We start from the raw sequence: 25,488 nt of genomic DNA, 5'->3' as shown, positions 1-25,488 counted from the left end.
TTCGGGAACCACATAGTGGACGCGTGCAGTGTGTTGTGTGTGGTGTAAGTTGTTGGCCTATTAGTACCGGTCAGCTTCACGAGTCTTTGGTCCTCGCTTCCACATCCGGCCTATCAACCCAGTGGTCTGGCTGGGGGCCTCTCACACGTATTGTGTATGGAAATCTCATCTTGAAGCGAGCTTCCCGCTTAGATGCTTTCAGCGGTTATCCCATCCGAACGTAGCTAATCAGCGGTGCACTTGGCAGTACAACTGACACACCAGAGGTTCGTCCGTCCCGGTCCTCTCGTACTAAGGACAGCCCTTCTCAAATTTCCTGCGCGCGCAGCGGATAGGGACCGAACTGTCTCACGACGTTCTAAACCCAGCTCGCGTACCGCTTTAATGGGCGAACAGCCCAACCCTTGGGACCTACTCCAGCCCCAGGATGCGACGAGCCGACATCGAGGTGCCAAACCATGCCGTCGATATGGACTCTTGGGCAAGATCAGCCTGTTATCCCCGAGGTACCTTTTATCCGTTGAGCGACGGCCATTCCACAATGTACCGCCGGATCACTAGTCCCGACTTTCGTCCCTGCTTGAGATGTCTCTCTCACAGTCAAGCTCCCTTGTGCACTTACACTCGACACCTGATTGCCAACCAGGCTGAGGGAACCTTTGGGCGCCTCCGTTACTTTTTAGGAGGCAACCGCCCCAGTTAAACTACCCATCAGGCACTGTCCCTGACCCGGATCACGGGCCGAAGTTAGATGTCCAAAGTGACCAGAGTGGTATTTCAACGATGACTCCACCCGAACTGGCGTCCGGGCTTCAACGTCTCCCACCTATCCTACACAAGCCACTCCGAACACCAATACCAAACTATAGTAAAGGTCTCGGGGTCTTTCCGTCCTGCTGCGCGTAACGAGCATCTTTACTCGTACTGCAATTTCGCCGAGTTTATGGTTGAGACAGCGGGGAAGTCGTTACTCCATTCGTGCAGGTCGGAACTTACCCGACAAGGAATTTCGCTACCTTAGGATGGTTATAGTTACCACCGCCGTTTACTGGGGCTTAAATTCTCAGCTTCGCCCACAAGGGGCTAACCGGTCCTCTTAACCTTCCAGCACCGGGCAGGAGTCAGTCCGTATACATCGTCTTGCGACTTCGCACGGACCTGTGTTTTTAGTAAACAGTCGCTTCCCCCTGGTCTCTGCGGCCCACACCCGCTCACGGAGAGCAAGTCTCCATCACGGGGCAGGCCCCCCTTCTCCCGAAGTTACGGGGGCATTTTGCCGAGTTCCTTAACCATAATTCTCTCGATCGCCTTGGTATTCTCTACCTGATCACCTGTGTCGGTTTGGGGTACGGGCGGCTAAAACCTCGCGTCGATGCTTTTCTAGGCAGCATAGGATCACCGGATCCCCCCGAACGGGAGTCCCATCAGATCTCAGGATCGTGCTCGAAACACACAGGAACGGATTTGCCTATCCCTGACCCTACATCCTTGGACCGGGGCAACCATCGCCCGGCCCGGCTACCTTCCTGCGTCACACCTGTTAATACGCTTACCTCCCGGGATCAGGTCCCGCGCTCGGCCAAAACCCACACACCACAAGGGTGGGCGGGCAGGCTCCGGGCGGTTAGTATCCCCCGCTTGGCATGGGCGGTTTTTCGCCGGTACGGGAATATCAACCCGTTGTCCATCGACTACGCCTGTCGGCCTCGCCTTAGGTCCCGACTTACCCAGGGCAGATTAGCTTGACCCTGGAACCCTTGATCATTCGGCGGACGGGTTTCTCACCCGTCTTTCGCTACTCATGCCTGCATTCTCACTCGTGTAGGCTCCACCGCTGGTTTCCACCGCGACTTCACTGCCCACACGACGCTCCCCTACCACTCCACACCCCTGAACCACGAAGGCTAGGGTACTGTGTGAAATCCACAACTTCGGCGGTGTACTTGAGCCCCGCTACATTGTCGGCGCGGAATCACTTGACCAGTGAGCTATTACGCACTCTTTCAAGGATGGCTGCTTCTAAGCCAACCTCCTGGTTGTCTTCGCAACTCCACATCCTTTCCCACTTAGCACACGCTTAGGGGCCTTAGTTGGTGGTCTGGGCTGTTTCCCTCTCGACTATGAAGCTTATCCCCCACAGTCTCACTGCTGCGCTCTCACTTACCGGCATTCGGAGTTTGGCTGACGTCAGTAACCTTGTAGGGCCCATCGGCCATCCAGTAGCTCTACCTCCGGCAAGAAACACGCAACGCTGCACCTAAATGCATTTCGGGGAGAACCAGCTATCACGGAGTTTGATTGGCCTTTCACCCCTACCCACAGCTCATCCCCTCCATTTTCAACTGAAGTGGGTTCGGTCCTCCACGACGTCTTACCGTCGCTTCAACCTGGCCATGGGTAGATCACTCCGCTTCGGGTCTAGATCACGCCACTACACTCGCCCTGTTCAGACTCGCTTTCGCTACGGCTACCCCACACGGGTTAACCTCGCGACGTAACACTAACTCGCAGGCTCATTCTTCAAAAGGCACGCCGTCACAGTTACTTGTGATTACTCACGACTGCTCCGACGGATTGTAAGCACACGGTTTCAGGTACTGTTTCACTCCCCTCCCGGGGTACTTTTCACCTTTCCCTCACGGTACTGGTCCGCTATCGGTCATTAGGAAGTATTTAGGCTTATCAGGTGGTCCTGACAGATTCGCACGGGATTTCTCGGGCCCCGTGCTACTTGGGATCCTCTCCAGGCGGTACACAACATTACGGTTACGGGGCTCACACCCTCTCTGGCCGGCCTTTCAAGACCGTTCACCTATGCCTGCACCTCACCCCACCGGTCCGGCAGAACCAGTACGGAAAGTCCCACAACCCCGCCCATGCAACGCCCGCCGGCTATCACACATGGAAACGGTTTAGCCTGATCCGCGTTCGCTCGCCACTACTAACGGAATCACTCTTGTTTTCTCTTCCTGCGGGTACTGAGATGTTTCACTTCCCCGCGTTCCCCCCACGCACCCTATGTGTTCAGATGCGGGTCACACAATCACCCAAAAGCGTTGTGCGGGGTTTCCCCATTCGGACATCCTGGGATCAACGCTCGGTTATCAACTCCCCCAGGCTTATCGCAGATTCCTACGTCCTTCTTCGGCTCCTAATGCCAAGGCATCCACCGTGTGCCCTTAAAAACTTGACCACACACAAACCAGCAAACCCACAACAAAGGGGCCCACCGGTTCACGATGCATCATCTATTCGAGAGAACCACGACCACAAAAGGCCAGGTTCATTCATAAGAAATTGCTGTAAGAACACACACAAACATGTGCGTGTTCTAGATGCTCGCGTCCACTATGTAGTTCTCAAACAACAACCCCGTCAACCAGACCCCCAACACCCACAAACACGGGTGCCGGTACGAACCGGAAGCAGGAACAAAAGAAACACCAGAACTGTGTCCCCCTGCATTGCTGCAAAAAGGTCCTGTTGCCTCAGGACCCAACAGTGCGCCAAACACAACCCACACAAACCACGCCCCGGCACGTTCCCAACAACACACACCCCCAAAAAAGGGGCACGCACTGCCGTACTAACACCAGGACACAACCGGTAAGGCCATGCCAAACAAACGTTTGATTCGTTGATATTCCACCCATGAGCACCCACCGCAGAACATACGCCTGCGCAATGGGCAACACTGACAACCACCAGCCCCCGCATGCACGGGAACCGACACGGTTGTTAGCAGCTCCTTAGAAAGGAGGTGATCCAGCCGCACCTTCCGGTACGGCTACCTTGTTACGACTTAGTCCCAATCGCCGGTCCCACCTTCGACGGCTCCCCCCACAAGGGTTAGGCCACCGGCTTCGGGTGTTACCAACTTTCGTGACTTGACGGGCGGTGTGTACAAGGCCCGGGAACGTATTCACCGCAGCGTTGCTGATCTGCGATTACTAGCGACTCCGACTTCATGGGGTCGAGTTGCAGACCCCAATCCGAACTGAGACCGGCTTTTTGGGATTAGCTCCACCTCACAGTATCGCAACCCTTTGTACCGGCCATTGTAGCATGCGTGAAGCCCAAGACATAAGGGGCATGATGATTTGACGTCGTCCCCACCTTCCTCCGAGTTGACCCCGGCAGTCTCCTATGAGTCCCCGCCATAACGCGCTGGCAACATAGAACGAGGGTTGCGCTCGTTGCGGGACTTAACCCAACATCTCACGACACGAGCTGACGACAACCATGCACCACCTGTAAACCGACCGCAAGCGGGGCACCTGTTTCCAGGTCTTTCCGGTTCATGTCAAGCCTTGGTAAGGTTCTTCGCGTTGCATCGAATTAATCCGCATGCTCCGCCGCTTGTGCGGGCCCCCGTCAATTCCTTTGAGTTTTAGCCTTGCGGCCGTACTCCCCAGGCGGGGCACTTAATGCGTTAGCTACGGCGCGGAAAACGTGGAATGTCCCCCACACCTAGTGCCCAACGTTTACGGCATGGACTACCAGGGTATCTAATCCTGTTCGCTCCCCATGCTTTCGCTCCTCAGCGTCAGTTACAGCCCAGAGACCTGCCTTCGCCATCGGTGTTCCTCCTGATATCTGCGCATTTCACCGCTACACCAGGAATTCCAGTCTCCCCTACTGCACTCTAGTCTGCCCGTACCCACTGCAGAACCGGAGTTGAGCCCCGGTCTTTCACAGCAGACGCGACAAACCGCCTACGAGCTCTTTACGCCCAATAATTCCGGATAACGCTTGCGCCCTACGTATTACCGCGGCTGCTGGCACGTAGTTAGCCGGCGCTTCTTCTGCAGGTACCGTCACTTTCGCTTCTTCCCTACTGAAAGAGGTTTACAACCCGAAGGCCGTCATCCCTCACGCGGCGTCGCTGCATCAGGCTTTCGCCCATTGTGCAATATTCCCCACTGCTGCCTCCCGTAGGAGTCTGGGCCGTGTCTCAGTCCCAGTGTGGCCGGTCACCCTCTCAGGCCGGCTACCCGTCGTCGCCTTGGTAGGCCATTACCCCACCAACAAGCTGATAGGCCGCGAGTCCATCCAAAACCACAAAAGCTTTCCACCACCATGACATGCGCCAGATGGTCATATCCGGTATTAGACCCAGTTTCCCAGGCTTATCCCAGAGTCAAGGGCAGGTTACTCACGTGTTACTCACCCGTTCGCCACTAATCCCCCCAGCAAGCCAGGGATCATCGTTCGACTTGCATGTGTTAAGCACGCCGCCAGCGTTCATCCTGAGCCAGGATCAAACTCTCCGTTGAAAACAAAAAAAATCAAACAGACACAACCACACCCACCGGAAATAACGGCGAACACGGCTGCACAAAATTCGAAACCAGCTGAAAACCAAACCACCACACACGGGGGTGCATGACGATCCGGCATATAATTTCAACCAATCAAAAAAACAATCGGCATCAACAAACTTGGCACACTATTGAGTTCTCAAACAACAGACCCTCCAAAACATCACCCCGGACAGCGCACCACAAAAGCAGCACACCCAACAGGGCCATTGGAAAAGAAGAGTTATTTTTGGCCGCCTACCGAACCGTACACACCTTCCGGCTTTCCGTTTCGCACCCGGCGACTCAGAAAACAATACACGCCCCACACCCCCAACGCAAATCCACCCCAACACACCCAAACACACCCCCAAAAACCCGCGCCAGCACCGCCGTCGAGCACTACTCCGGACGCGTCATCAGCCTGGCCAACGTGACCACTTCCGCTGACGACCGTGTGCACTAGTGGGAGGATGGGACGCATGGAACTGCACATCACAGGAGATGCCGCCGCCGACCAGCTATTGAGTGACGATGCCTTCGCATTGCTGACCGGAATGTTGCTCGATCAACAGGTGACCATGGAGTCGGCATTTGCCGGTCCAGAGAAGATCCGTGCCCGCCTTGGGTCACTGGATCCTGGCACGATCGCAGACTACGACCCCGCAGGCTTCGTGGAGGTATTCAAGGAACGCCCTGCCGTGCATCGTTTCCCAGGCTCCATGGCTGGCAGAGTCCAAGCCCTGGCCGAAACGGTACACCGGGATTGGAACGGAGACGCTGCGGCAATCTGGACCAGCGGCAATCCCGACGGCGCTGAGGTACTGCGCCGGCTTAAGGCATTGCCTGGATTCGGAGAGCAGAAAGCGAAAATCTTCCTGGCCCTGCTTGGTAAGCAATGCGGCCTTCAAGCCAATGGATGGCGGGAAGCAGCGGGGCACTACGGCGAAGAGGGCTCATACCTCTCTGTTGCTGACATCGTGGACCCCGACTCTTTGGTCAAAGTTCGCGCCAGCAAACAAGCGGCCAAGGCGGCTGCAAAGGCTTCCAAGGCAACGGGCGGCTAATCACTCCCGCGTCGACGGGCACCTGACGCATGGTCCCTCATGGCTTTCCGCACTTTCCAGCTTTATCCACATAGGCGCATGTAGGTCTGATGTGACATTGGTCGTGCTGGAAGAGTAGTTTCCATGGACGGCGTTCTGGAGCGGGCTGAGGCTACTGAGGTTTCGGGCGTGCCTGTGCCTGGGGGCTCTGGGGTTCAGGAGCTGCTGGCCGTGTTGTGCTCTTTCCGTGTCGGGGCGGACAGCTCCGGCGTGATCGATCAGATTCGGGGCCTGGAAGACGTAAAGTCAGCGATCGTGGCGTTGCAGGCGCGGGCAGCGGTAGCGTTTGACCTGGCCCAGCGCCGCGAACAAACCTCCACCGGCGTCCCCAACCCGGATCTCGGTCACGGTGTCGGCGCGCAGATCGCCCTCGCCCGGCGGGAATGACCCCAACCGCGGTTCCCGCCTCCTCGGACTCGCCAAGGCCCTCGTGTCCGAGATGCCCCGCACCATGGCCGCCCTGGAAACCGGACAACTGAACGAATGGCGGGCCACCATCCCGTGGCACAACGGCGGACCCACCAGCCTCGCAAACGGCGCAGGGCTCTGCGAAGCCTGCAACCACACCAAAGAAAACCCCGGCCGCAACGCCAAAACAATCCCCGGCAGCCGACATCACCTCGAAATCAGCACCCCCACCGGCCACACCTACCAATCCAAAGCCCCACCTTTACCGGCGAATGCGGCCGCTGCGACATGAAGTGCCGGACGGTCGAACGTCAGTTTCGGCATCGGCGGCAACGGGCTCGTCGCGATGATTTGGGGGCAGTTAACGAGTGAAGGCCTCCATGATGATGGAGGCCTTTGTCTTGGGTTCAGGGTTGGCAGGCGCCTGGTTCGGTTGTTAGGTGTGGTTAAAGTGGGGAAGCCCCGACCGTGGTGGTCGGGGCTTCCCGTTAATGTTTGTCCGGCGGTGTCCTACTCTCCCACACCCTCCCGGGTGCAGTACCATCGGCGCTGTGGGTCTTAGCTTCCGGGTTCGGAATGGGACCGGGCGTTTCCCCCACGCTATGACCGCCGTAACCTTGTTACCCGTCCCGCGCACCGGTTTTGTGGTGTGGGGTGGGAAGACTGTGTGGTTACAACTGTGGTGTTGTGTATTTAGTTGTTGGTTCCTGGAACGGTTGTTGTTCGGGAACCACATAGTGGACGCGTGCAGTGTGTTGTGTGTGGTGTAAGTTGTTGGCCTATTAGTACCGGTCAGCTTCACGAGTCTTTGGTCCTCGCTTCCACATCCGGCCTATCAACCCAGTGGTCTGGCTGGGGGCCTCTCACACGTATTGTGTATGGAAATCTCATCTTGAAGCGAGCTTCCCGCTTAGATGCTTTCAGCGGTTATCCCATCCGAACGTAGCTAATCAGCGGTGCACTTGGCAGTACAACTGACACACCAGAGGTTCGTCCGTCCCGGTCCTCTCGTACTAAGGACAGCCCTTCTCAAATTTCCTGCGCGCGCAGCGGATAGGGACCGAACTGTCTCACGACGTTCTAAACCCAGCTCGCGTACCGCTTTAATGGGCGAACAGCCCAACCCTTGGGACCTACTCCAGCCCCAGGATGCGACGAGCCGACATCGAGGTGCCAAACCATGCCGTCGATATGGACTCTTGGGCAAGATCAGCCTGTTATCCCCGAGGTACCTTTTATCCGTTGAGCGACGGCCATTCCACAATGTACCGCCGGATCACTAGTCCCGACTTTCGTCCCTGCTTGAGATGTCTCTCTCACAGTCAAGCTCCCTTGTGCACTTACACTCGACACCTGATTGCCAACCAGGCTGAGGGAACCTTTGGGCGCCTCCGTTACTTTTTAGGAGGCAACCGCCCCAGTTAAACTACCCATCAGGCACTGTCCCTGACCCGGATCACGGGCCGAAGTTAGATGTCCAAAGTGACCAGAGTGGTATTTCAACGATGACTCCACCCGAACTGGCGTCCGGGCTTCAACGTCTCCCACCTATCCTACACAAGCCACTCCGAACACCAATACCAAACTATAGTAAAGGTCTCGGGGTCTTTCCGTCCTGCTGCGCGTAACGAGCATCTTTACTCGTACTGCAATTTCGCCGAGTTTATGGTTGAGACAGCGGGGAAGTCGTTACTCCATTCGTGCAGGTCGGAACTTACCCGACAAGGAATTTCGCTACCTTAGGATGGTTATAGTTACCACCGCCGTTTACTGGGGCTTAAATTCTCAGCTTCGCCCACAAGGGGCTAACCGGTCCTCTTAACCTTCCAGCACCGGGCAGGAGTCAGTCCGTATACATCGTCTTGCGACTTCGCACGGACCTGTGTTTTTAGTAAACAGTCGCTTCCCCCTGGTCTCTGCGGCCCACACCCGCTCACGGAGAGCAAGTCTCCATCACGGGGCAGGCCCCCCTTCTCCCGAAGTTACGGGGGCATTTTGCCGAGTTCCTTAACCATAATTCTCTCGATCGCCTTGGTATTCTCTACCTGATCACCTGTGTCGGTTTGGGGTACGGGCGGCTAAAACCTCGCGTCGATGCTTTTCTAGGCAGCATAGGATCACCGGATCCCCCCGAACGGGAGTCCCATCAGATCTCAGGATCGTGCTCGAAACACACAGGAACGGATTTGCCTATCCCTGACCCTACATCCTTGGACCGGGGCAACCATCGCCCGGCCCGGCTACCTTCCTGCGTCACACCTGTTAATACGCTTACCTCCCGGGATCAGGTCCCGCGCTCGGCCAAAACCCACACACCACAAGGGTGGGCGGGCAGGCTCCGGGCGGTTAGTATCCCCCGCTTGGCATGGGCGGTTTTTCGCCGGTACGGGAATATCAACCCGTTGTCCATCGACTACGCCTGTCGGCCTCGCCTTAGGTCCCGACTTACCCAGGGCAGATTAGCTTGACCCTGGAACCCTTGATCATTCGGCGGACGGGTTTCTCACCCGTCTTTCGCTACTCATGCCTGCATTCTCACTCGTGTAGGCTCCACCGCTGGTTTCCACCGCGACTTCACTGCCCACACGACGCTCCCCTACCACTCCACACCCCTGAACCACGAAGGCTAGGGTACTGTGTGAAATCCACAACTTCGGCGGTGTACTTGAGCCCCGCTACATTGTCGGCGCGGAATCACTTGACCAGTGAGCTATTACGCACTCTTTCAAGGATGGCTGCTTCTAAGCCAACCTCCTGGTTGTCTTCGCAACTCCACATCCTTTCCCACTTAGCACACGCTTAGGGGCCTTAGTTGGTGGTCTGGGCTGTTTCCCTCTCGACTATGAAGCTTATCCCCCACAGTCTCACTGCTGCGCTCTCACTTACCGGCATTCGGAGTTTGGCTGACGTCAGTAACCTTGTAGGGCCCATCGGCCATCCAGTAGCTCTACCTCCGGCAAGAAACACGCAACGCTGCACCTAAATGCATTTCGGGGAGAACCAGCTATCACGGAGTTTGATTGGCCTTTCACCCCTACCCACAGCTCATCCCCTCCATTTTCAACTGAAGTGGGTTCGGTCCTCCACGACGTCTTACCGTCGCTTCAACCTGGCCATGGGTAGATCACTCCGCTTCGGGTCTAGATCACGCCACTACACTCGCCCTGTTCAGACTCGCTTTCGCTACGGCTACCCCACACGGGTTAACCTCGCGACGTAACACTAACTCGCAGGCTCATTCTTCAAAAGGCACGCCGTCACAGTTACTAGTGATTACTCACGACTGCTCCGACGGATTGTAAGCACACGGTTTCAGGTACTGTTTCACTCCCCTCCCGGGGTACTTTTCACCTTTCCCTCACGGTACTGGTCCGCTATCGGTCATTAGGAAGTATTTAGGCTTATCAGGTGGTCCTGACAGATTCGCACGGGATTTCTCGGGCCCCGTGCTACTTGGGATCCTCTCCAGGCGGTACACAACATTACGGTTACGGGGCTCACACCCTCTCTGGCCGGCCTTTCAAGACCGTTCACCTATGCCTGCACTACACACCCCACCGGTCCGGCAGAACCAGTACGGAAAGTCCCACAACCCCGCCCATGCAACGCCCGCCGGCTATCACACATGGAAACGGTTTAGCCTGATCCGCGTTCGCTCGCCACTACTAACGGAATCACTCTTGTTTTCTCTTCCTGCGGGTACTGAGATGTTTCACTTCCCCGCGTTCCCCCCACGCACCCTATGTGTTCAGATGCGGGTCACACAATCACCCAAAAGCGTTGTGCGGGGTTTCCCCATTCGGACATCCTGGGATCAACGCTCGGTTATCAACTCCCCCAGGCTTATCGCAGATTCCTACGTCCTTCTTCGGCTCCTAATGCCAAGGCATCCACCGTGTGCCCTTAAAAACTTGACCACACACAAACCAGCAAACCCACAACAAAGGGGCCCACCGGTTCACGATGCATCATCTATTCGAGAGAACCACGACCACAAAAGGCCAGGTTCATTCATAAGAAATTGCTGTAAGAACACACACCCACCAACCCCGAAGAGCCGGCACCATGCATGTTCTAGATGCTCGCGTCCACTATGTAGTTCTCAAACAACAACCCCGTCAACCAGACCCCCAACACCCACACGGGTGCCGGTACGAACCGGAAGCAGGAACAAAAGAAACACCAGAACTGTGTCCCCCTGCATTGCTGCAAAAAGGTCCTGTTGCCTCAGGACCCAACAGTGCGCCAAACACAACCCACACAAACCACGCCCCGGCACGTTCCCAACACCACACACCCCCAAAAAAGGGGCACGCACTGCCGTACTAACACCAGGACACAACCGGTAAGGCCATGCCAAACAAACGTTTGATTCGTTGATATTCCACCCATGAGCACCCACCGCAGAACATACGCCTGCGCAATGGGCAACACTGACAACCACCAGCCCCCGCATGCACGGGAACCGACACGGTTGTTAGCAGCTCCTTAGAAAGGAGGTGATCCAGCCGCACCTTCCGGTACGGCTACCTTGTTACGACTTAGTCCCAATCGCCGGTCCCACCTTCGACGGCTCCCCCCACAAGGGTTAGGCCACCGGCTTCGGGTGTTACCAACTTTCGTGACTTGACGGGCGGTGTGTACAAGGCCCGGGAACGTATTCACCGCAGCGTTGCTGATCTGCGATTACTAGCGACTCCGACTTCATGGGGTCGAGTTGCAGACCCCAATCCGAACTGAGACCGGCTTTTTGGGATTAGCTCCACCTCACAGTATCGCAACCCTTTGTACCGGCCATTGTAGCATGCGTGAAGCCCAAGACATAAGGGGCATGATGATTTGACGTCGTCCCCACCTTCCTCCGAGTTGACCCCGGCAGTCTCCTATGAGTCCCCGCCATAACGCGCTGGCAACATAGAACGAGGGTTGCGCTCGTTGCGGGACTTAACCCAACATCTCACGACACGAGCTGACGACAACCATGCACCACCTGTAAACCGACCGCAAGCGGGGCACCTGTTTCCAGGTCTTTCCGGTTCATGTCAAGCCTTGGTAAGGTTCTTCGCGTTGCATCGAATTAATCCGCATGCTCCGCCGCTTGTGCGGGCCCCCGTCAATTCCTTTGAGTTTTAGCCTTGCGGCCGTACTCCCCAGGCGGGGCACTTAATGCGTTAGCTACGGCGCGGAAAACGTGGAATGTCCCCCACACCTAGTGCCCAACGTTTACGGCATGGACTACCAGGGTATCTAATCCTGTTCGCTCCCCATGCTTTCGCTCCTCAGCGTCAGTTACAGCCCAGAGACCTGCCTTCGCCATCGGTGTTCCTCCTGATATCTGCGCATTTCACCGCTACACCAGGAATTCCAGTCTCCCCTACTGCACTCTAGTCTGCCCGTACCCACTGCAGAACCGGAGTTGAGCCCCGGTCTTTCACAGCAGACGCGACAAACCGCCTACGAGCTCTTTACGCCCAATAATTCCGGATAACGCTTGCGCCCTACGTATTACCGCGGCTGCTGGCACGTAGTTAGCCGGCGCTTCTTCTGCAGGTACCGTCACTTTCGCTTCTTCCCTACTGAAAGAGGTTTACAACCCGAAGGCCGTCATCCCTCACGCGGCGTCGCTGCATCAGGCTTTCGCCCATTGTGCAATATTCCCCACTGCTGCCTCCCGTAGGAGTCTGGGCCGTGTCTCAGTCCCAGTGTGGCCGGTCACCCTCTCAGGCCGGCTACCCGTCGTCGCCTTGGTAGGCCATTACCCCACCAACAAGCTGATAGGCCGCGAGTCCATCCAAAACCACAAAAGCTTTCCACCACCATGACATGCGCCAGATGGTCATATCCGGTATTAGACCCAGTTTCCCAGGCTTATCCCAGAGTCAAGGGCAGGTTACTCACGTGTTACTCACCCGTTCGCCACTAATCCCCCCAGCAAGCCAGGGATCATCGTTCGACTTGCATGTGTTAAGCACGCCGCCAGCGTTCATCCTGAGCCAGGATCAAACTCTCCGTTGAAAACAAAAAATCAAACAGACACAACCACACCCACCGGAAATAACGGCGAACACGGCTGCACAAAATTCGAAACCAGCTGAAAACCAAACCACCACACACGGGGGTGCGCAGCAACCTGGCCATAATTTCAACCAATCAAAAAACAATCGGCATCAACAAACTTGGCACACTATTGAGTTCTCAAACAACAGACACTTACCGGCACCACCCACAACCCCTACAGGGCCACAGGATCGCTCCGGAGCAACTTTTCAAACTTACCCGATTCGATCGCATGAAGCAAACCGCACTCAGGCCCCCAAGCCAGATCGGAGGCACAAAAAGCACCACCGGAAACCGGTAATTTGAAGGGGATTTCGTCACCATTATTTCCGCATCAGCGGCGGCGACTCAGATAACTTTACACGTGCCATACCGTCCGAACAAATCCGCCCAGACGCCGCCCAAATCCCCGTAAACACTGGGGAAACGGCCCAGAAACACCTCAATAACCGCAAAACCGTTGTTCGTGAAGCCCGTCACACGAAGAAGCAGCGGCAATAGCCGCTCTTTCAAGCGGCACCAAGGATCCGCCGTCGGGCCTCATCAGCGGTCGATATCGGCCAAGCCACCGGGCGATGAACTCAAGAGCAACCGGCACTACGCTTCAGGACGTGAGAGAACGACACGCCAAACGCGTCAGGATGTGAGAGAACGACGCTCGAAAACACCGATTATCTGAGAGAACATCCGAAGAAGGCGGCGCGCGTCCGAGCGGGGCACGAGCGAGCGCGTAGAGGATGAGCCGACAAACAGCCGAACCCCCCAAACAGCCGAACCCCAACGGCCCGCACCCAAACGGCCCGGCCGTGCCCGGTCAAGACTCAGCGCCCGGTCAAGGGTCAGTGCCCGGTCAAGGTCAGTGCCCGGTCAAGGGTCAGTGGCCGCCGTGGCCTGCGCCTTCGGTTTTGCGCATCATCGAACCGAGCACCACTGCAGCTCCGGCAATGATGGTTGCCGCCAGGAAGGCGGCTTGCATGCCGGCTACCAGGCCGGACGATGCGGACACCACGGCGAAGATGGACACGAGCAGCGCAGTGCCAGCGGCACCGGCCACTTGCTGGGCCGTGCTCATGATGGCCGATCCGTGGGAGTACAGGTGCGGAGGCAGCGGGTTCAGGCCAGTGGTGAAGGCGGGCGTAAAGAGTAGTGCCAGGCCGAGGCTCAACGTTACGTGCAGCGCAATGACCCATCCGAGGGCGCTGGCCTGATCGAGCCGCGAGAACTGCCAGAGGGTCAGGACCATGAGGACTGAACCGGATACGGTCAGGGGCAGCGGACCCACTTTGTCGAAGATCCGCCCGATCACGGGCCCCAACAGACCCATGGCCAAACCGCCGGGCAGGAGGGCAAGGCCGGTTTCCATCGGCTGGAGGTGCAGTGTGTTCTGCAGGTAGAGCGGGAGCAGGATGACTCCGCCGAACAGGGCCATCATCGCCACGACCATCAGCAGCGTGGACACTGTGAACATTCGGAAGTTGAAGGCCCGGAGATCCAGTAGTGGCGAGTCGGACTTCTGCAGTTTGAGCTGGCGGAAGACGAACAGCGCCAGGCACACGAGTCCCACTACGAGTGCGACGACCGGGACCACCCCGGCGTTTGCACCACCAATCTGGCTGAGGCCATAGACAAGGCCACCGAAGGCAGGCACCGTGAGGACCACCGAAGTGAAGTCCAAACCAGTCTTCCCGCGCTCCCCCACGTTGGTGAGGTACTTGGCACCAATCGCCAAGGCAGCCAGTGCTACAGGGAGGACGAACACAAACATGAAGCGCCACGAGAAGTGGTCCAGGATGATGCCTGAAACGGTGGGGCCCATTGCGGGAGCGACCGAGATGGCGATGCTGACGTTGCCCATGACGGCTCCGCGCCGGGACATCGGGACAAGGGTGAGGATTGTGGTCATCAGCAAGGGCAGCATGATCGCCGTGCCGCCGGCCTGGACGATTCGCGCAAGGAGCAGCACGGGAAAGCCGGGCGCCAGGGCGGCGAGCAGAGTTCCACCGCTGAAGAGTCCCATCGCCAGCATGAACGAGCCCCGGGTGGTCAATCGCTGCAGGATGAACCCGGTAGTGGGAATGACGACCGCCATGGTCAGCATGAACCCGGTGGCGAGCCACTGGACCGTGGGCGCGTCCACCTTGAGATCGGTCATCAGCCGCTGGAGCGCCACGTTCATGATGGTTTCGTTGAGGATCACCACAAAAGTGGCAACCAACAACGTGACAATGACCGTGACGGATTCACGGGACATCTTCCCGGATACAGGAGCCTGGGCGAGTACTTCCTCTGTGGAGGGCGCACTTGCGGACGCGCCGGAACCGGGCTCGCTGTTGGCGTCGGATGTGACGTCGGTAGACATGAGGATTCCTCAGGTTTGGGCTTGGAGTCCGGCGATCGGTGCCGGTAAAGACAGGAACAGTCTAGACGCCCAAGGGATTCCCGTCAGCAGAAAATCCAAACGTTGGGTATTCAACCTCAGGAATTAAGCGGAACGTTGTCTATCAACCGCACCGGACCTACCTTGGCGGCAATGATTGCCAGCCCTTCGCCGCGGAACGGAGTTTCCTTGCAGTTCTCCGCCAGCGGCTCAAGGGTGGCGGGATCCACGACGTCGAAATAGTCCAGTTCCACCAGTGGCTGGGACTGGACAAGCGCGACGGCGGAATCCAGGTCCAGCGGTTCATGTGCGTTCGCGCGGGACTCGATGAGGCGCAGAGCCCGTGAGAGCACCAGCGCTGCCCCGCGTTCTTCGTCCGAGAGGAAGCGGTTCCGGCTTGAAAGCGCCAGCCCGTCGTCATCACGGACGGTTGGCACAGGCACGATCTCCACGGGGAAGTTCAGATCCACGACCATCCGCTTCACGAGGGCAAGCTGCTGGGCGTCCTTCTGGCCAAAGTAGGCACGGTAGACGGGGATGGAACCGTCCGCAGCTGCCCCGCCCGGAAGTCCGTAGTGCAGCAACTTGGCTACCACGGTCAGGGCACCGTCGAAGTGTCCCGGACGTGAGGCACCTTCCCATTTCCCGCCCAGCGGACCGGCCGTGATACGGACCAGCGGCTGCCCGCCGGGATACACCTCGTCCACGGCGGGCGCGAAGACAAGGTCCACTCCTTCGGCATCAAGGATGGCCATATCGGCCTCAAGCGTGCGTGGATAGCGGTCGAGGTCCACGGCGTCGCCGAACTGGAGGGGATTCACGAAAATGGTGGCCACCACGACGTCGTTCTCTGCCACGGCGGTCCTCGCCAAGGCGGCATGGCCTGAGTGCAGGGCCCCCATTGTCGGCACCAGGCCCTGGGAAGTTCCTCGTTTTGAAGCCAGGAGCCGTGCGCTTTCAGTGCGCAGTTCGGCCGTGGTGGTCACGAGTTTGATGGCCATGCTGTTCAGATTCCTTCCGGCGCGGTGGGCTCTGTTCCCAAGGCCTCGCCAATGTCAGTCAGTTGTTCAGGACGCAGCAGTCCGCGGTTTCCGGCGCGCCGGGCCGTCGCCCGGGCCATGGCCTGGTAGGCCGCGAGCACGTCGCCGCCCGCTCCGCCGTCGTATTCTTTCAGCGCTTGGGCGTGCGCAGCAACGGTGCCTACGTCGCCTCGCGCGACGGGGCCGGTCAATGCGGATTCCCCGCTCGCAAGAGCGTTCTCGAGTGTGGCCCGCAGCAATGGGCCCAGCATGGACTCCGGTGATTCGACGCCGATTTCCCGCAGCAACTGCGACGCCTGCGCAACAAGCGTCACCATGTGGTTGGAACTGTGCGCGAGGGCCGCGTGGTACAGGGTGCGGTCTGCTTCGGCAATCGCTACCGGCTCGGCGCCCATCTCCACGACCAGTGCCTGGGCAATCGGCAGCATAGCGGCGTCGGCGGTGATTCCGAACGTGCAATCCATCAGGCGGGTCAGGTCAAGGCTCATACCTGTGAAAGTCATGGCAGGATGCAGTGCCAGCGGAATTGCACCGGCCGTGCGGATCGGCTGCAGGATCCCGACGCCGAAGCGGCCGGACGTGTGGGCCACCAGTTGGCCCGGTTGCCACGCACCGAGCTTCGCGAGTCCAGCAACAAGTTCGCCGAGGGCATCGTCAGGAACGGCAAGGAGCACCAGTTCCGAGCGCTCCACGATGTCCTGGATCCCAAGGATCGGGACTCCCGGAAGCAGCGTCTCTGCCCGCTCGCGGCTCGCTTCGGATACCGCAGAAACCCCGACGACGGCGTGCTCGGCCGCGCGCAAAGCGGCACCAAGGACGGCACCCACCTTGCCGGCGCCGATGATGCCGACTCCGAGTCTTCCTGGCCTAACCATGCTGGGGGTCCTCCTGAGTTGGTGCTTGGGGTAGAGATTGTGTTGGTGATTGGGGTGGAACCTGGCCGCTTACCTCCGCAAGCCATTGCTCGCTGGTCTGCCGCTTTCTCGCCTCGCGGGCACGGGCAGCCTGCTGGTCGAATAACTGCACCGCCACCTCGACGTCGGCCTGATAGAGGCGTGGCACCACAGGTCCCGCCGTCGTGTGGAGGACAAGGTCCGCGACACCGAAACGCCGCGCCAGCGGACCTTGCTGCAGGGCCATGGACTGCGTGCGCTGATGGGGAACCAGGACCAAAGTGCGCCACCATCGGCCGGATCGAATCAACAGTGCCGTTCGCGTGGCCAGGAACCCGTTGCGCCGCCATCCCAGCGGGGCCAGGAGCCGGGCGCGGCGCGGAGTAGTGACGAACGCATCCCCGGAGGTAAGCCCGGCCAACCCCTCCAGCCCGGACGTGAAAACCCGTTCCGGATACTCAACGCCCGGGTCCGGCAGCACGAGGGACAGCATCCGCATGACGTCCGGCTTCATGCCCACCGGTAGCAAGGTGGTCCGGGCAGCGTTCTCATTGCCTGCGGCACCACCGTAGCCGGCCACGTTGACTTGCATCCGGTACCAGCCGAAGATCCTCCAGATGGGCGGCTGGGTGACTTTCAGCGCCTGGATCCGGCCCGGGGGCAAGGTCTGGGCTTGGGTGTCCAGGAGCCCGTAGCGGAGCCGGATGCCATCAGGGGAGATCGCTGCGGTGAAGTTGTAGCCCTTGTTGAATGAGCTCCAATAAGCAGCACCAATGCCCAGCACGGCCGGGATCAGCGCCAGGAAGATGGCGCTGTTTTCGGTGTACACGGAGATGGCTATGGATGCCACGGCACCGAGCAGGATACCCACAGTTTGTTCGCTGAGCAGGAGCGAGCCAATAAGCCGGGAAGGTGGCACGGACAAGACAACGTGCTCGGGCGCTTCTGGGATTTCCTGTGGAGTCTCCGGTCCACTCACCACTCCGGCGGCACGGGCAAGGATAGTGGCGCGCAGCTGTTTGGCCTGGGCCAGCGGAAGGTAAGCGAGCCGCACGGCCGATTCGCCGGCGTCGGCGACTTCAAACTTGAGTTCAGCGAGGCCAAAAATCCTCGCCAAAAGGGGTTGCACGATGTCGATCGCCTGGACACGGTCCAACCGCGCCTGCCGCTGCTGCTTGAACACGAAACCGGTGTTGACCCGGACATAGCCCCCGGCCACCTGATAACGCGTGAAGTACCAACTCAGGATGAATCCACCCACGGTCAGGAGAAGCACAATGCCCCCGCCGGCCAGCAGCCAGGGCACCCTTCCATTGAGGTTGGGATCGAGGATGTCACGCCCCTGCAGTATCCGTTCAAAGGCGTCGCGACCGAAAAAGTAGCCGACGGCGGCAAGCGCCACCCAGCCGCGCACGAACGGCGATGCTGGATGCACGCGCCGCCAATCGCCGTCGTCGGCTTTAGCCGGGAGGCCTACGGGGGCGCTACCGTCCGGGCTCACAGCCCGGCCAGCCTGGCTTCTCCACGTGCCGAGAGCTGTTCACGCAGCCGTGCGCCTTCCCCGGCAGGAAGCCCGGGCAGGTATGCGCTGGTACCGGCGGACGCCGTGTGGAGCTTCAACGTACAGAGTCCCAGTCCACGTTCCACCGGACCGACAGACACATCCACGTACTGCATGCGTCCATACGGGACCACCATGGTGCGCTGGAAAAAGATGCCGCGGCGGATGAGGAGATCGTCATCGCGCTCCGCATAGCCGATTGCGCGGACCTGGCGCGGAATCAGCACGAGCCGCCACAACGCCAGGACGAGCATCACCGCAGGTACCGTGATGGCGAGCCACAGCGGAGGCCAACGCCACAATCCCAGCTGCACAAACACGAGGGGAAGGCTGAGGATTGCCACCATCAGCAGGTTTCCGATGGCCCACTCCACCAGGCGGACCGTGACGTACTTCGGGGAGACCCGCAGCCACTGGACGCCGGGAGGGTCAATCGCCTCGGTATGCATACTCGCCTTCGCCTTTTGCTTCCCCGCGGCGGGTTTCCGGTCCAGGAGTGCCACCTTCGAGGTCTTCGGGTGGGATCCGGCAGAACCTCTCCACCACCAGGCCGACGACGACCATCACCACGCCACCACCGCCCATCAGGACGGCGTTCCACAGGATGCCTTCACCACTGCGCAAGGTTCCGATTCGCAGAAGGTCAAAGGAGATGCCAGCATGCCAGCCCAGAAGGAGCGTCCCTGCATATGCGCAGGCCTGGGCAAGAATCAGTGTCCTGGCAGCCAGGATCGGGTTGAGCAGGTTCTTCTTCTTGCCGTTGCGCCACCGCAGCACCCGGATTCCCATGATCAGGGTGAGCACGGCGATGACGCCCATGGTGACCAGTGCGGAGACCGGAAGCACGGGAGTGGGCATGCTGAAGCGGTTCGTTGCCGCCGTGGCCAGCCAACCGATGGCGGCAGCGATGATGGCGATGATGACCAGGACCGCGGGGCGCATGGGCTTCACTGCTACTCCACCGCTCCCGTCGCAGGAACACCGGCGACGTCCCCGTAGCCGTCGAAGCGACGGATGCCGGGCATGTCATCAGCTGCGGCCGCCAACTCTGCCACGCTGTACCCGTTCAGTTGGGCGTTCGGCTCCAGCAGCGACCACGGGTACAGGACAAAGGCCCGTTCGGCCGCCCTCGGATGAGGCAGGGTCAGGACGGGGTCGTCGCTGACCACATCACCGAAAACGATGATGTCCACATCCAGCGTCCGCGGACCCCAACGCACTTCACGGGTGCGGTGGTGCTTCTGTTCGACGTCGTGGCAGTGCTGCAGCAGCTCAAGGGGACTGAGAGTTGTTTCGACTGCCATGACCATGTTCAGGAAATCCGGTTGGCCTTCCGGGCCGCCGACCGCCTTGGTCTGGACCACCGGCGACACTCCAAGGAGCCTTACTTCCGGTGGGTCCACGAGATCGGCGACGGCTGTGGACAGGGTGTCGTTCCGCTCACCAAGGTTGCTGCCGAGCGCCAGGATCGCTTTGGTGTATCCGGAGTTCATGACCGCTCCCTGTGGACACTCACGGTGACATCGCCAAACGGAACCTCGATGGGCGCCTTCGGCTTGTGGACGGTGACATCGACTGCCGCCACGTTGTAATTGGCGAGGATGCCTTCGGCGATCCTCACGGCCAGACCCTCAATCAGGTTCAGCGGCTCGCCCTCAATGTGCGAGGTAATAAGCTCAGCCACCTCGCCGTAGTGCGCGGTGTACTGGAGGTCATCCGTCTCCGCAGCCTTGCTGAAGTCAGTATGAAGGACGGCGTCCACGACGAACGGCTGGCCGTCCCGGCGCTCGAAATCGAACACTCCGTGATGGCCGACGGCGGTGACACCGGTCAGCGTGATCCTGTCCACAAGGTCCTCCGGTCAGCGGGCGATTCGAGCGGCAACCTTGACGGCGTCAAGGCTGGGACCGACGTCGTGGACGCGGACAGCCCAGGCGCCCTTCGCGGCGCTCAAGGCAGTGATGGCTGCCGTGGCGGCATCCCGCTCCAGCGGTGCGGCAGACTTGCCGGCAACAGTGAGGAGCGAGCCGAGGAACCGCTTGCGCGACGCAGCCACCATGACCTTGTGGCCGAGCGTGAACAGCTTGTCCAGGTTCTTGAGGATTTCCCAGTTCTGGTCCTCGTTCTTGGAGAAGCCGATCCCGGGGTCAACGATGATCTGGCCGGGAGCAACGCCCGCTGCATAGAGTTTGTCGCGAACACCGCTGAGCTCGGCCACGACGTCTTCCGTGACGTCGTTGTACTCGGTGAGGCTGTCCATGGTGCGGGCATCGCCACGACGATGCGTGAGGATGTACGGAACCTTGGTGCGCGCCACGAGTTCGGGCATGTCCGGCTCGATGGTCAAACCTGAGACGTCGTTGATGATCGCGGCGCCGGCTTCCACCGCAGCAGCCGCCGTTGACGTGTGCATCGTGTCGATGCTCACGAGTGCGCCAGCCTTGACCAGCGCCTGGATCACGGGGAGAACCCGGCGCTGCTCTTCTTCGGGGGAAACGGGTTCAGCGCCGGAGCGGGTGGACTCGCCACCGACGTCGATGATGTCCGCGCCGGCGTAGAACATACGCAGGCCAAGTGCGATTGCGGTGTCCGGCGTACGGTGGGTGCCGCCGTCGCTAAAGGAATCCGGGGTGACATTGAGAATTCCCATGACGAGCGTGCGGTCCGTTGGCAGGTCCTCGAACCTGGCCGCAGGCCGCGGCTTGCGGAGAATCGGCAGGGGGCTTGTGGCCGGGCCGGTTCCGGGTGCTGCAGCGAGGGAATCCATATATTGCTTACCTTCCGATGATGAGGCTCATGGCCTCGGCGCGGGTGGCCGGGTCATGGAGCTGACCGCGCACCGCACTGGTGACGGTCTTGGCGCCGGGCTTGCGGATGCCGCGCATGGACATGCACATGTGTTCGCATTCGACGACGACGATCGCCCCGCGGGGGTTGAGGTGCTTTACCAGTGCCTCGACGATCTGCGTGGTGAGCCGCTCCTGCACCTGCGGCCGGCGCGCATAGATATCCACCAAGCGGGCCAGCTTGCTCAGGCCTGTCACCTTGCCGTCATGTGACGGAATATAACCAACATGGGCCACACCGTGGAACGGGACCAGGTGGTGTTCGCACGTCGAATAGAAGGGAATATCCTTCACGAGGACAAGCTCTTCATGGTCGAGGTCAAACGTGGTTGAGAGGACATCCGCCGGGTGCTGGTGAAGGCCCGCGAAGACCTCCGCATATGCCTTGGCAACCCGCTTGGGTGTGTCCTGCAGGCCGCCGCGGTCAGGGTCTTCACCAATGGCGAGCAGGATTTCACGTACTGCTGCTTCAATGCGCGGGCGGTCCACTTTATTGCCCCGCTTGCCGTCCGTGGCTGAGCCGTGGGCGGCGGCGAGGTCGTCGTCGTCGAAATGAGTCACAGCAGAAAGCTTAGCCGTGAAGCGGAGAGTCGTTGCCGCCGTCGGGTCCCGGTGACTGGAATGACTCCTGGCTGCTGACGCCCTGGGAGTGCGGGGCTACGGCATCCAGCGGCTCGTCCAGACGGGCCTTCTTGGCCTCTTCCTGGGCCTCACGCTCGGCTTTCTCGGCGCGCGACTCAACAGGCGGAATCGACTGGACAGGACGGGACTCCTTGGACAGCCAGATCTCACGGAAATCACGCTTGCGGATGTCGTGGAAGATCTCGGCGATTTCGGCCTGGTTGAGGGTTTCGCGCTCAAGCAGTTCCAGTGCCAGCCGATCGAGGACATCGCGGTTTTCGGTGAGGATGGCGTAAGCCTCGTCGTGCGCCTGGTCGATCAGGCGACGCACTTCCTCGTCCACAACGTACGCGATCTGGTCCGAGAAGTTACGCTCCTGCGCGGCGTCGCGTCCAAGGAACGGCTCGCCGCCGCCCTGGCCGAGCTTCACTGCACCAACCCGTTCGCTCATGCCGTACTGCGTGACCATCTTCCGGGCCGTTGACGTGGCCTTCTCGATGTCGTTGGACGCGCCGGTGGAGGGGTCATGGAACACGATTTCCTCAGCAACACGGCCACCCATGGCGTAGGCCATCTGGTCCAGCAGTTCGTTGCGGGTTACCGAGTACTTGTCGTCCTCGGGAATCACCATGGTGTACCCAAGGGCGCGGCCACGGGGAAGGATGGTGATCTTGGTGACCGGAGCTGAATTCCGCAAGGCAGCTGCAACCAGCGCGTGGCCACCTTCGTGGTACGCGGTGATCTTGCGCTCGAGTTCCTTCATGACACGGCTGCGCTTCTGCGGGCCTGCCATGACGCGGTCGATTGCCTCGTCCAGTGCGCGGTCATCAATCAGGTTGGCGTTTGAACGTGCCGTCAGCAAGGCGGCCTCGTTGAGGACGTTGGCCAGGTCAGCACCGGTGTACCCCGGGGTCTTCTTGGCAACAGCCCGGAGGTCGATGCCCTGGGCCATCGGCTTGCCCTTGGCGTGGACGTTCAGGATTTGCTCGCGGCCCACCATATCCGGGGCCTCAACGGTGATCTGGCGGTCGAAACGGCCCGGGCGAAGGAGTGCCGGGTCCAGCACGTCCGGACGGTTGGTAGCTGCGATGAGGATGACGTTCGTCTTGACGTCGAAGCCGTCCATCTCCACCAGGAGCTGGTTCAAAGTCTGTTCGCGTTCATCGTTGCCGCCACCGATGCCTGCGCCACGATGGCGGCCTACGGCGTCGATTTCGTCCACGAAGATGATGGCGGGGGAACTCGCCTTGGCTTGTTCAAAAAGGTCGCGGACACGCGAAGCGCCAACGCCCACGAACATTTCAACGAAGTCCGAGCCGGAGATGGAGAAGAAGGGAACCCCTGCCTCACCCGCAACGGCGCGGGCCAGCAGTGTCTTACCAGTGCCTGGAGGGCCGTACAGCAGCACACCCTTGGGGATCTTGGCGCCAACCGCCTGGAACTTTGCCGGTTCCTGGAGGAATTCCTTGATTTCCTGGAGCTCTTCCACGGCTTCGTCAGCACCGGCGACGTCGGAGAAGGTCACCTGCGGCATGTCCTTGTTGACCAGCTTGGCCTTGGACTTGCCGAACTGCATCACCTTGGAGCCGCCACCCTGCATCCGGGAGAGCAGGAACCAGAACAGCACACCAAGCAACAGCACGGGGATGAGCAAGGAGAACAGTCCGGAGAACCAATTGTTCTCGATCGGCTGGTCAGTGAAGCCCTTGTCGGGGTTGGCGCTGGTGACAGCCTTGACGACGTCCGGGCCACGGTCCGTGACGTAGAAGAACTGGACGTTCTTGCCTTTGTCCTGGCCATCAATATTCAGGTTGTCTTTCAGTACCAAGTCAACGCGGTTCTCGGCGTCGAAAATCTTGGCCTGCTCCACCTTGCCGCTTTGCGCGAGGAGTTCCAGGCCGTCCTTGGTGTCAATACGTGTGGAACCGCCCGGAGCCAGCGTTGCGAATGCCACCAGGAGCAAGCCGACGACGACAACAATCCAGATGCCCGGGCCCTTGAAGAAACTCTTAGCTTTCATCTGATCGGGGTTTCGCCCCGTCCCTCCTGGTAGTGCTGCGAGGCGCAACTTCTGCGCGCGAATGGTGCTGCTTCAGTTTCTAGCTATACACCGTTCCCAGTTATTCACGCACTGGAATGCTCAAAAGTTCCCTCTGGGCGTACACAGGATACTCGCCTCCGTCGCGCTAGGACAGCCCTGCCTGGGGATTCGTAATGGATTCCCGGGTCACCAGGGGACACTCCAGAATCGTCGGTTTCGCTGCCAGGACGGCGAGGTCTGCCTTGCCCTCGATGGCATCGATCAGCCGTTCGGTGGCCCAGGCGCCCATCTCATAGTGGGGCAATGCCACTGTTGTCAGGCCAGGGTAGAGGTTGGCCGCGATGAGTTCCTGATCGTCGAAACCCACCACGGACAGTTCGTTGGGAATGCTGATTCCCAACTCAGCCGCTGCCCGGTAGGCGCCCATGGCCATGCGGTCGTTGTAGCAGAACAAGCCCGTGGGCCGGTCCTTCCGCTTGAACATCCGCAAGGCGGCAACATAGCCGCCCAGCACCTCCGAGAGTTCGGACTCCACCGGTGCAGCCGCGCCGTCGAGCCCTGCTTCGTCCAAGGCGTTCCGGAAGCCACGCAATCGGTCACGCGTAGCCGGGACGTCGTCGGTGTTGTTCAGGAAACCGATCCGGCGGTGGCCGGCATCTAGCAGGCTTTGCACGGCTACCCTGGCCCCGCCCTCTTCATCGGGGACTACCGAAGCGACGCTCCCGGCCAAGCTCTCGGAGTCCACGAGCACCGCTGGAATCGAACTCAGGTTTTCCGGCAAGGTGACCTCGCGGTGGTACATCGTGGCGTACAGGATGCCATCCACGCGCCGCTCCAGGAGGGCTTCGACATCGGCCTGCCTGGACTCGTCACTTGCTGCACCTGAGGTGTTGATGATCATCAGGTTGTAGCCCCGCGCCCTGGCGGCCTCATCCGCACCCAGGATAATCCGCCCTGCGTGTGGCGTGGTGGCGATTTCCTCACTGACGAGACCCAGCATCCCGGTCCGTTGCGTGCGCAGGGCCTGGGCCAGCCGGTTTGGGCCGTAGCCGAGACGTTCCGCCGTGGCTTTGACCTTTTCCCGTGTTTCCACGCTGATGCGAGCGTAAGCGACGTCATTCAGGACGTGGGAAACAGTGGTGACAGACACGCCGGCGGCAACTGCTACGTCCTTGATGCCAATGCTTTTGTTCGTCAACGGGTTCCCACGTCCTTATGGTCCGGTGAAGGGCGTAAGT

13 protein-coding genes, 5 rRNA genes and 1 pseudogene are annotated in these 25,488 nt (G+C 59.7%); 2 read left to right on the top strand and 17 right to left on the bottom strand.

Features of this window, described 5'->3' with window-relative positions; all coding sequences use genetic code 11:
* Positions 1 to 39 precede the first annotated feature (39 nt).
* A 23S ribosomal RNA gene (locus AC6I99_RS00645) occupies positions 40 to 3,193 on the bottom strand.
* A 560-nt stretch (positions 3,194 to 3,753) separates the two neighbouring features.
* Positions 3,754 to 5,276 (bottom strand): 16S ribosomal RNA (locus AC6I99_RS00640).
* The 16S and 23S rRNA genes sit together here, the layout of an rRNA operon.
* A gap of 497 nt (positions 5,277 to 5,773) precedes the next feature.
* On the opposite strand from AC6I99_RS00640, the gene AC6I99_RS00635 reads away from it, so the two are divergent.
* Together AC6I99_RS00635 and AC6I99_RS00630 are read left to right on the top strand one after the other, a co-directional pair.
* Positions 5,774 to 6,367, top strand: a complete 594-nt coding sequence (locus AC6I99_RS00635; protein ID WP_497943903.1) for an HhH-GPD-type base excision DNA repair protein — start codon at positions 5,774 to 5,776, stop codon at positions 6,365 to 6,367.
* A 123-nt stretch (positions 6,368 to 6,490) separates the two neighbouring features.
* Positions 6,491 to 6,905 (top strand): annotated as a pseudogene (locus AC6I99_RS00630) (HNH endonuclease); the annotation flags it as partial.
* A 406-nt stretch (positions 6,906 to 7,311) separates the two neighbouring features.
* Here AC6I99_RS00630 and rrf read toward each other — a convergent pair.
* From rrf to AC6I99_RS00555, 15 genes are all read right to left on the bottom strand, one after another.
* Positions 7,312 to 7,428 (bottom strand): 5S ribosomal RNA (gene rrf / locus AC6I99_RS00625).
* A 147-nt stretch (positions 7,429 to 7,575) separates the two neighbouring features.
* A 23S ribosomal RNA gene (locus AC6I99_RS00620) occupies positions 7,576 to 10,731 on the bottom strand.
* A gap of 575 nt (positions 10,732 to 11,306) precedes the next feature.
* Positions 11,307 to 12,829 (bottom strand): 16S ribosomal RNA (locus tag AC6I99_RS00615).
* Between the two features lie 916 nt (positions 12,830 to 13,745).
* The gene (locus AC6I99_RS00610; protein ID WP_497943904.1) at positions 13,746 to 15,230 is read right to left on the bottom strand and encodes an MDR family MFS transporter; all 1,485 of its coding nucleotides are present in this window, start codon (positions 15,228 to 15,230) and stop codon (positions 13,746 to 13,748) included.
* 116 nt (positions 15,231 to 15,346) lie between these two features.
* Entirely contained in the window at positions 15,347 to 16,249 is a 903-nt protein-coding gene (panC, locus tag AC6I99_RS00605; protein ID WP_497943905.1) for a pantoate--beta-alanine ligase, read from the bottom strand.
* A 5-nt stretch (positions 16,250 to 16,254) separates the two neighbouring features.
* Positions 16,255 to 17,163 (bottom strand): Rossmann-like and DUF2520 domain-containing protein, encoded by a 909-nt coding sequence (locus AC6I99_RS00600; RefSeq protein ID WP_224166001.1) that lies wholly within the window; start codon positions 17,161 to 17,163, stop codon positions 16,255 to 16,257.
* The gene (locus tag AC6I99_RS00595; protein WP_497943906.1) at positions 17,156 to 18,682 is read right to left on the bottom strand and encodes a PH domain-containing protein; all 1,527 of its coding nucleotides are present in this window, start codon (positions 18,680 to 18,682) and stop codon (positions 17,156 to 17,158) included. The genes AC6I99_RS00600 and AC6I99_RS00595 overlap by 8 nt, the downstream gene beginning before the upstream one ends.
* Entirely contained in the window at positions 18,679 to 19,191 is a 513-nt protein-coding gene (locus AC6I99_RS00590) for a PH domain-containing protein (protein WP_497943907.1), read from the bottom strand. Before AC6I99_RS00590 ends, AC6I99_RS00595 begins: the two co-directional genes overlap by 4 nt.
* Positions 19,172 to 19,693 (bottom strand): DUF3180 domain-containing protein, encoded by a 522-nt coding sequence (locus AC6I99_RS00585; RefSeq protein ID WP_224166000.1) that lies wholly within the window; start codon positions 19,691 to 19,693, stop codon positions 19,172 to 19,174. Before AC6I99_RS00585 ends, AC6I99_RS00590 begins: the two co-directional genes overlap by 20 nt.
* Positions 19,694 to 19,695: 2 nt before the next feature.
* Entirely contained in the window at positions 19,696 to 20,235 is a 540-nt protein-coding gene (gene folK, locus AC6I99_RS00580) for a 2-amino-4-hydroxy-6-hydroxymethyldihydropteridine diphosphokinase (RefSeq protein ID WP_497943908.1), read from the bottom strand.
* Positions 20,232 to 20,591 carry a dihydroneopterin aldolase gene (folB, locus tag AC6I99_RS00575; protein WP_224094611.1) on the bottom strand — a complete coding sequence of 120 codons (360 nt, stop codon included), beginning with the start codon at positions 20,589 to 20,591 and terminating at the stop codon, positions 20,232 to 20,234. The genes folK and folB overlap by 4 nt, the downstream gene beginning before the upstream one ends.
* 12 nt (positions 20,592 to 20,603) lie before the next feature.
* On the bottom strand, positions 20,604 to 21,509 hold the full coding sequence (gene folP, locus AC6I99_RS00570) for a dihydropteroate synthase (protein WP_224094609.1): 906 nt from the start codon (positions 21,507 to 21,509) through the stop codon (positions 20,604 to 20,606).
* 7 nt (positions 21,510 to 21,516) lie between these two features.
* Positions 21,517 to 22,149, bottom strand: a complete 633-nt coding sequence (folE, locus tag AC6I99_RS00565) for a GTP cyclohydrolase I FolE (RefSeq protein ID WP_224094607.1) — start codon at positions 22,147 to 22,149, stop codon at positions 21,517 to 21,519.
* A 10-nt stretch (positions 22,150 to 22,159) separates the two neighbouring features.
* Positions 22,160 to 24,229, bottom strand: coding sequence for an ATP-dependent zinc metalloprotease FtsH (gene ftsH / locus AC6I99_RS00560; RefSeq protein WP_224094605.1), 2,070 nt, complete (start codon positions 24,227 to 24,229; stop codon positions 22,160 to 22,162).
* Between the two features lie 166 nt (positions 24,230 to 24,395).
* Entirely contained in the window at positions 24,396 to 25,448 is a 1,053-nt protein-coding gene (locus AC6I99_RS00555; RefSeq protein ID WP_497943909.1) for a LacI family DNA-binding transcriptional regulator, read from the bottom strand.
* Positions 25,449 to 25,488: the final 40 nt, after the last annotated feature.

The sequence above is a fragment of the Arthrobacter sp. TmtSoilC77 genome (assembly GCF_059739415.1).
The sequence above is the reverse complement of the archived record's forward strand: the minus strand, read 5'-3'. Positions and strand labels throughout refer to the sequence as shown.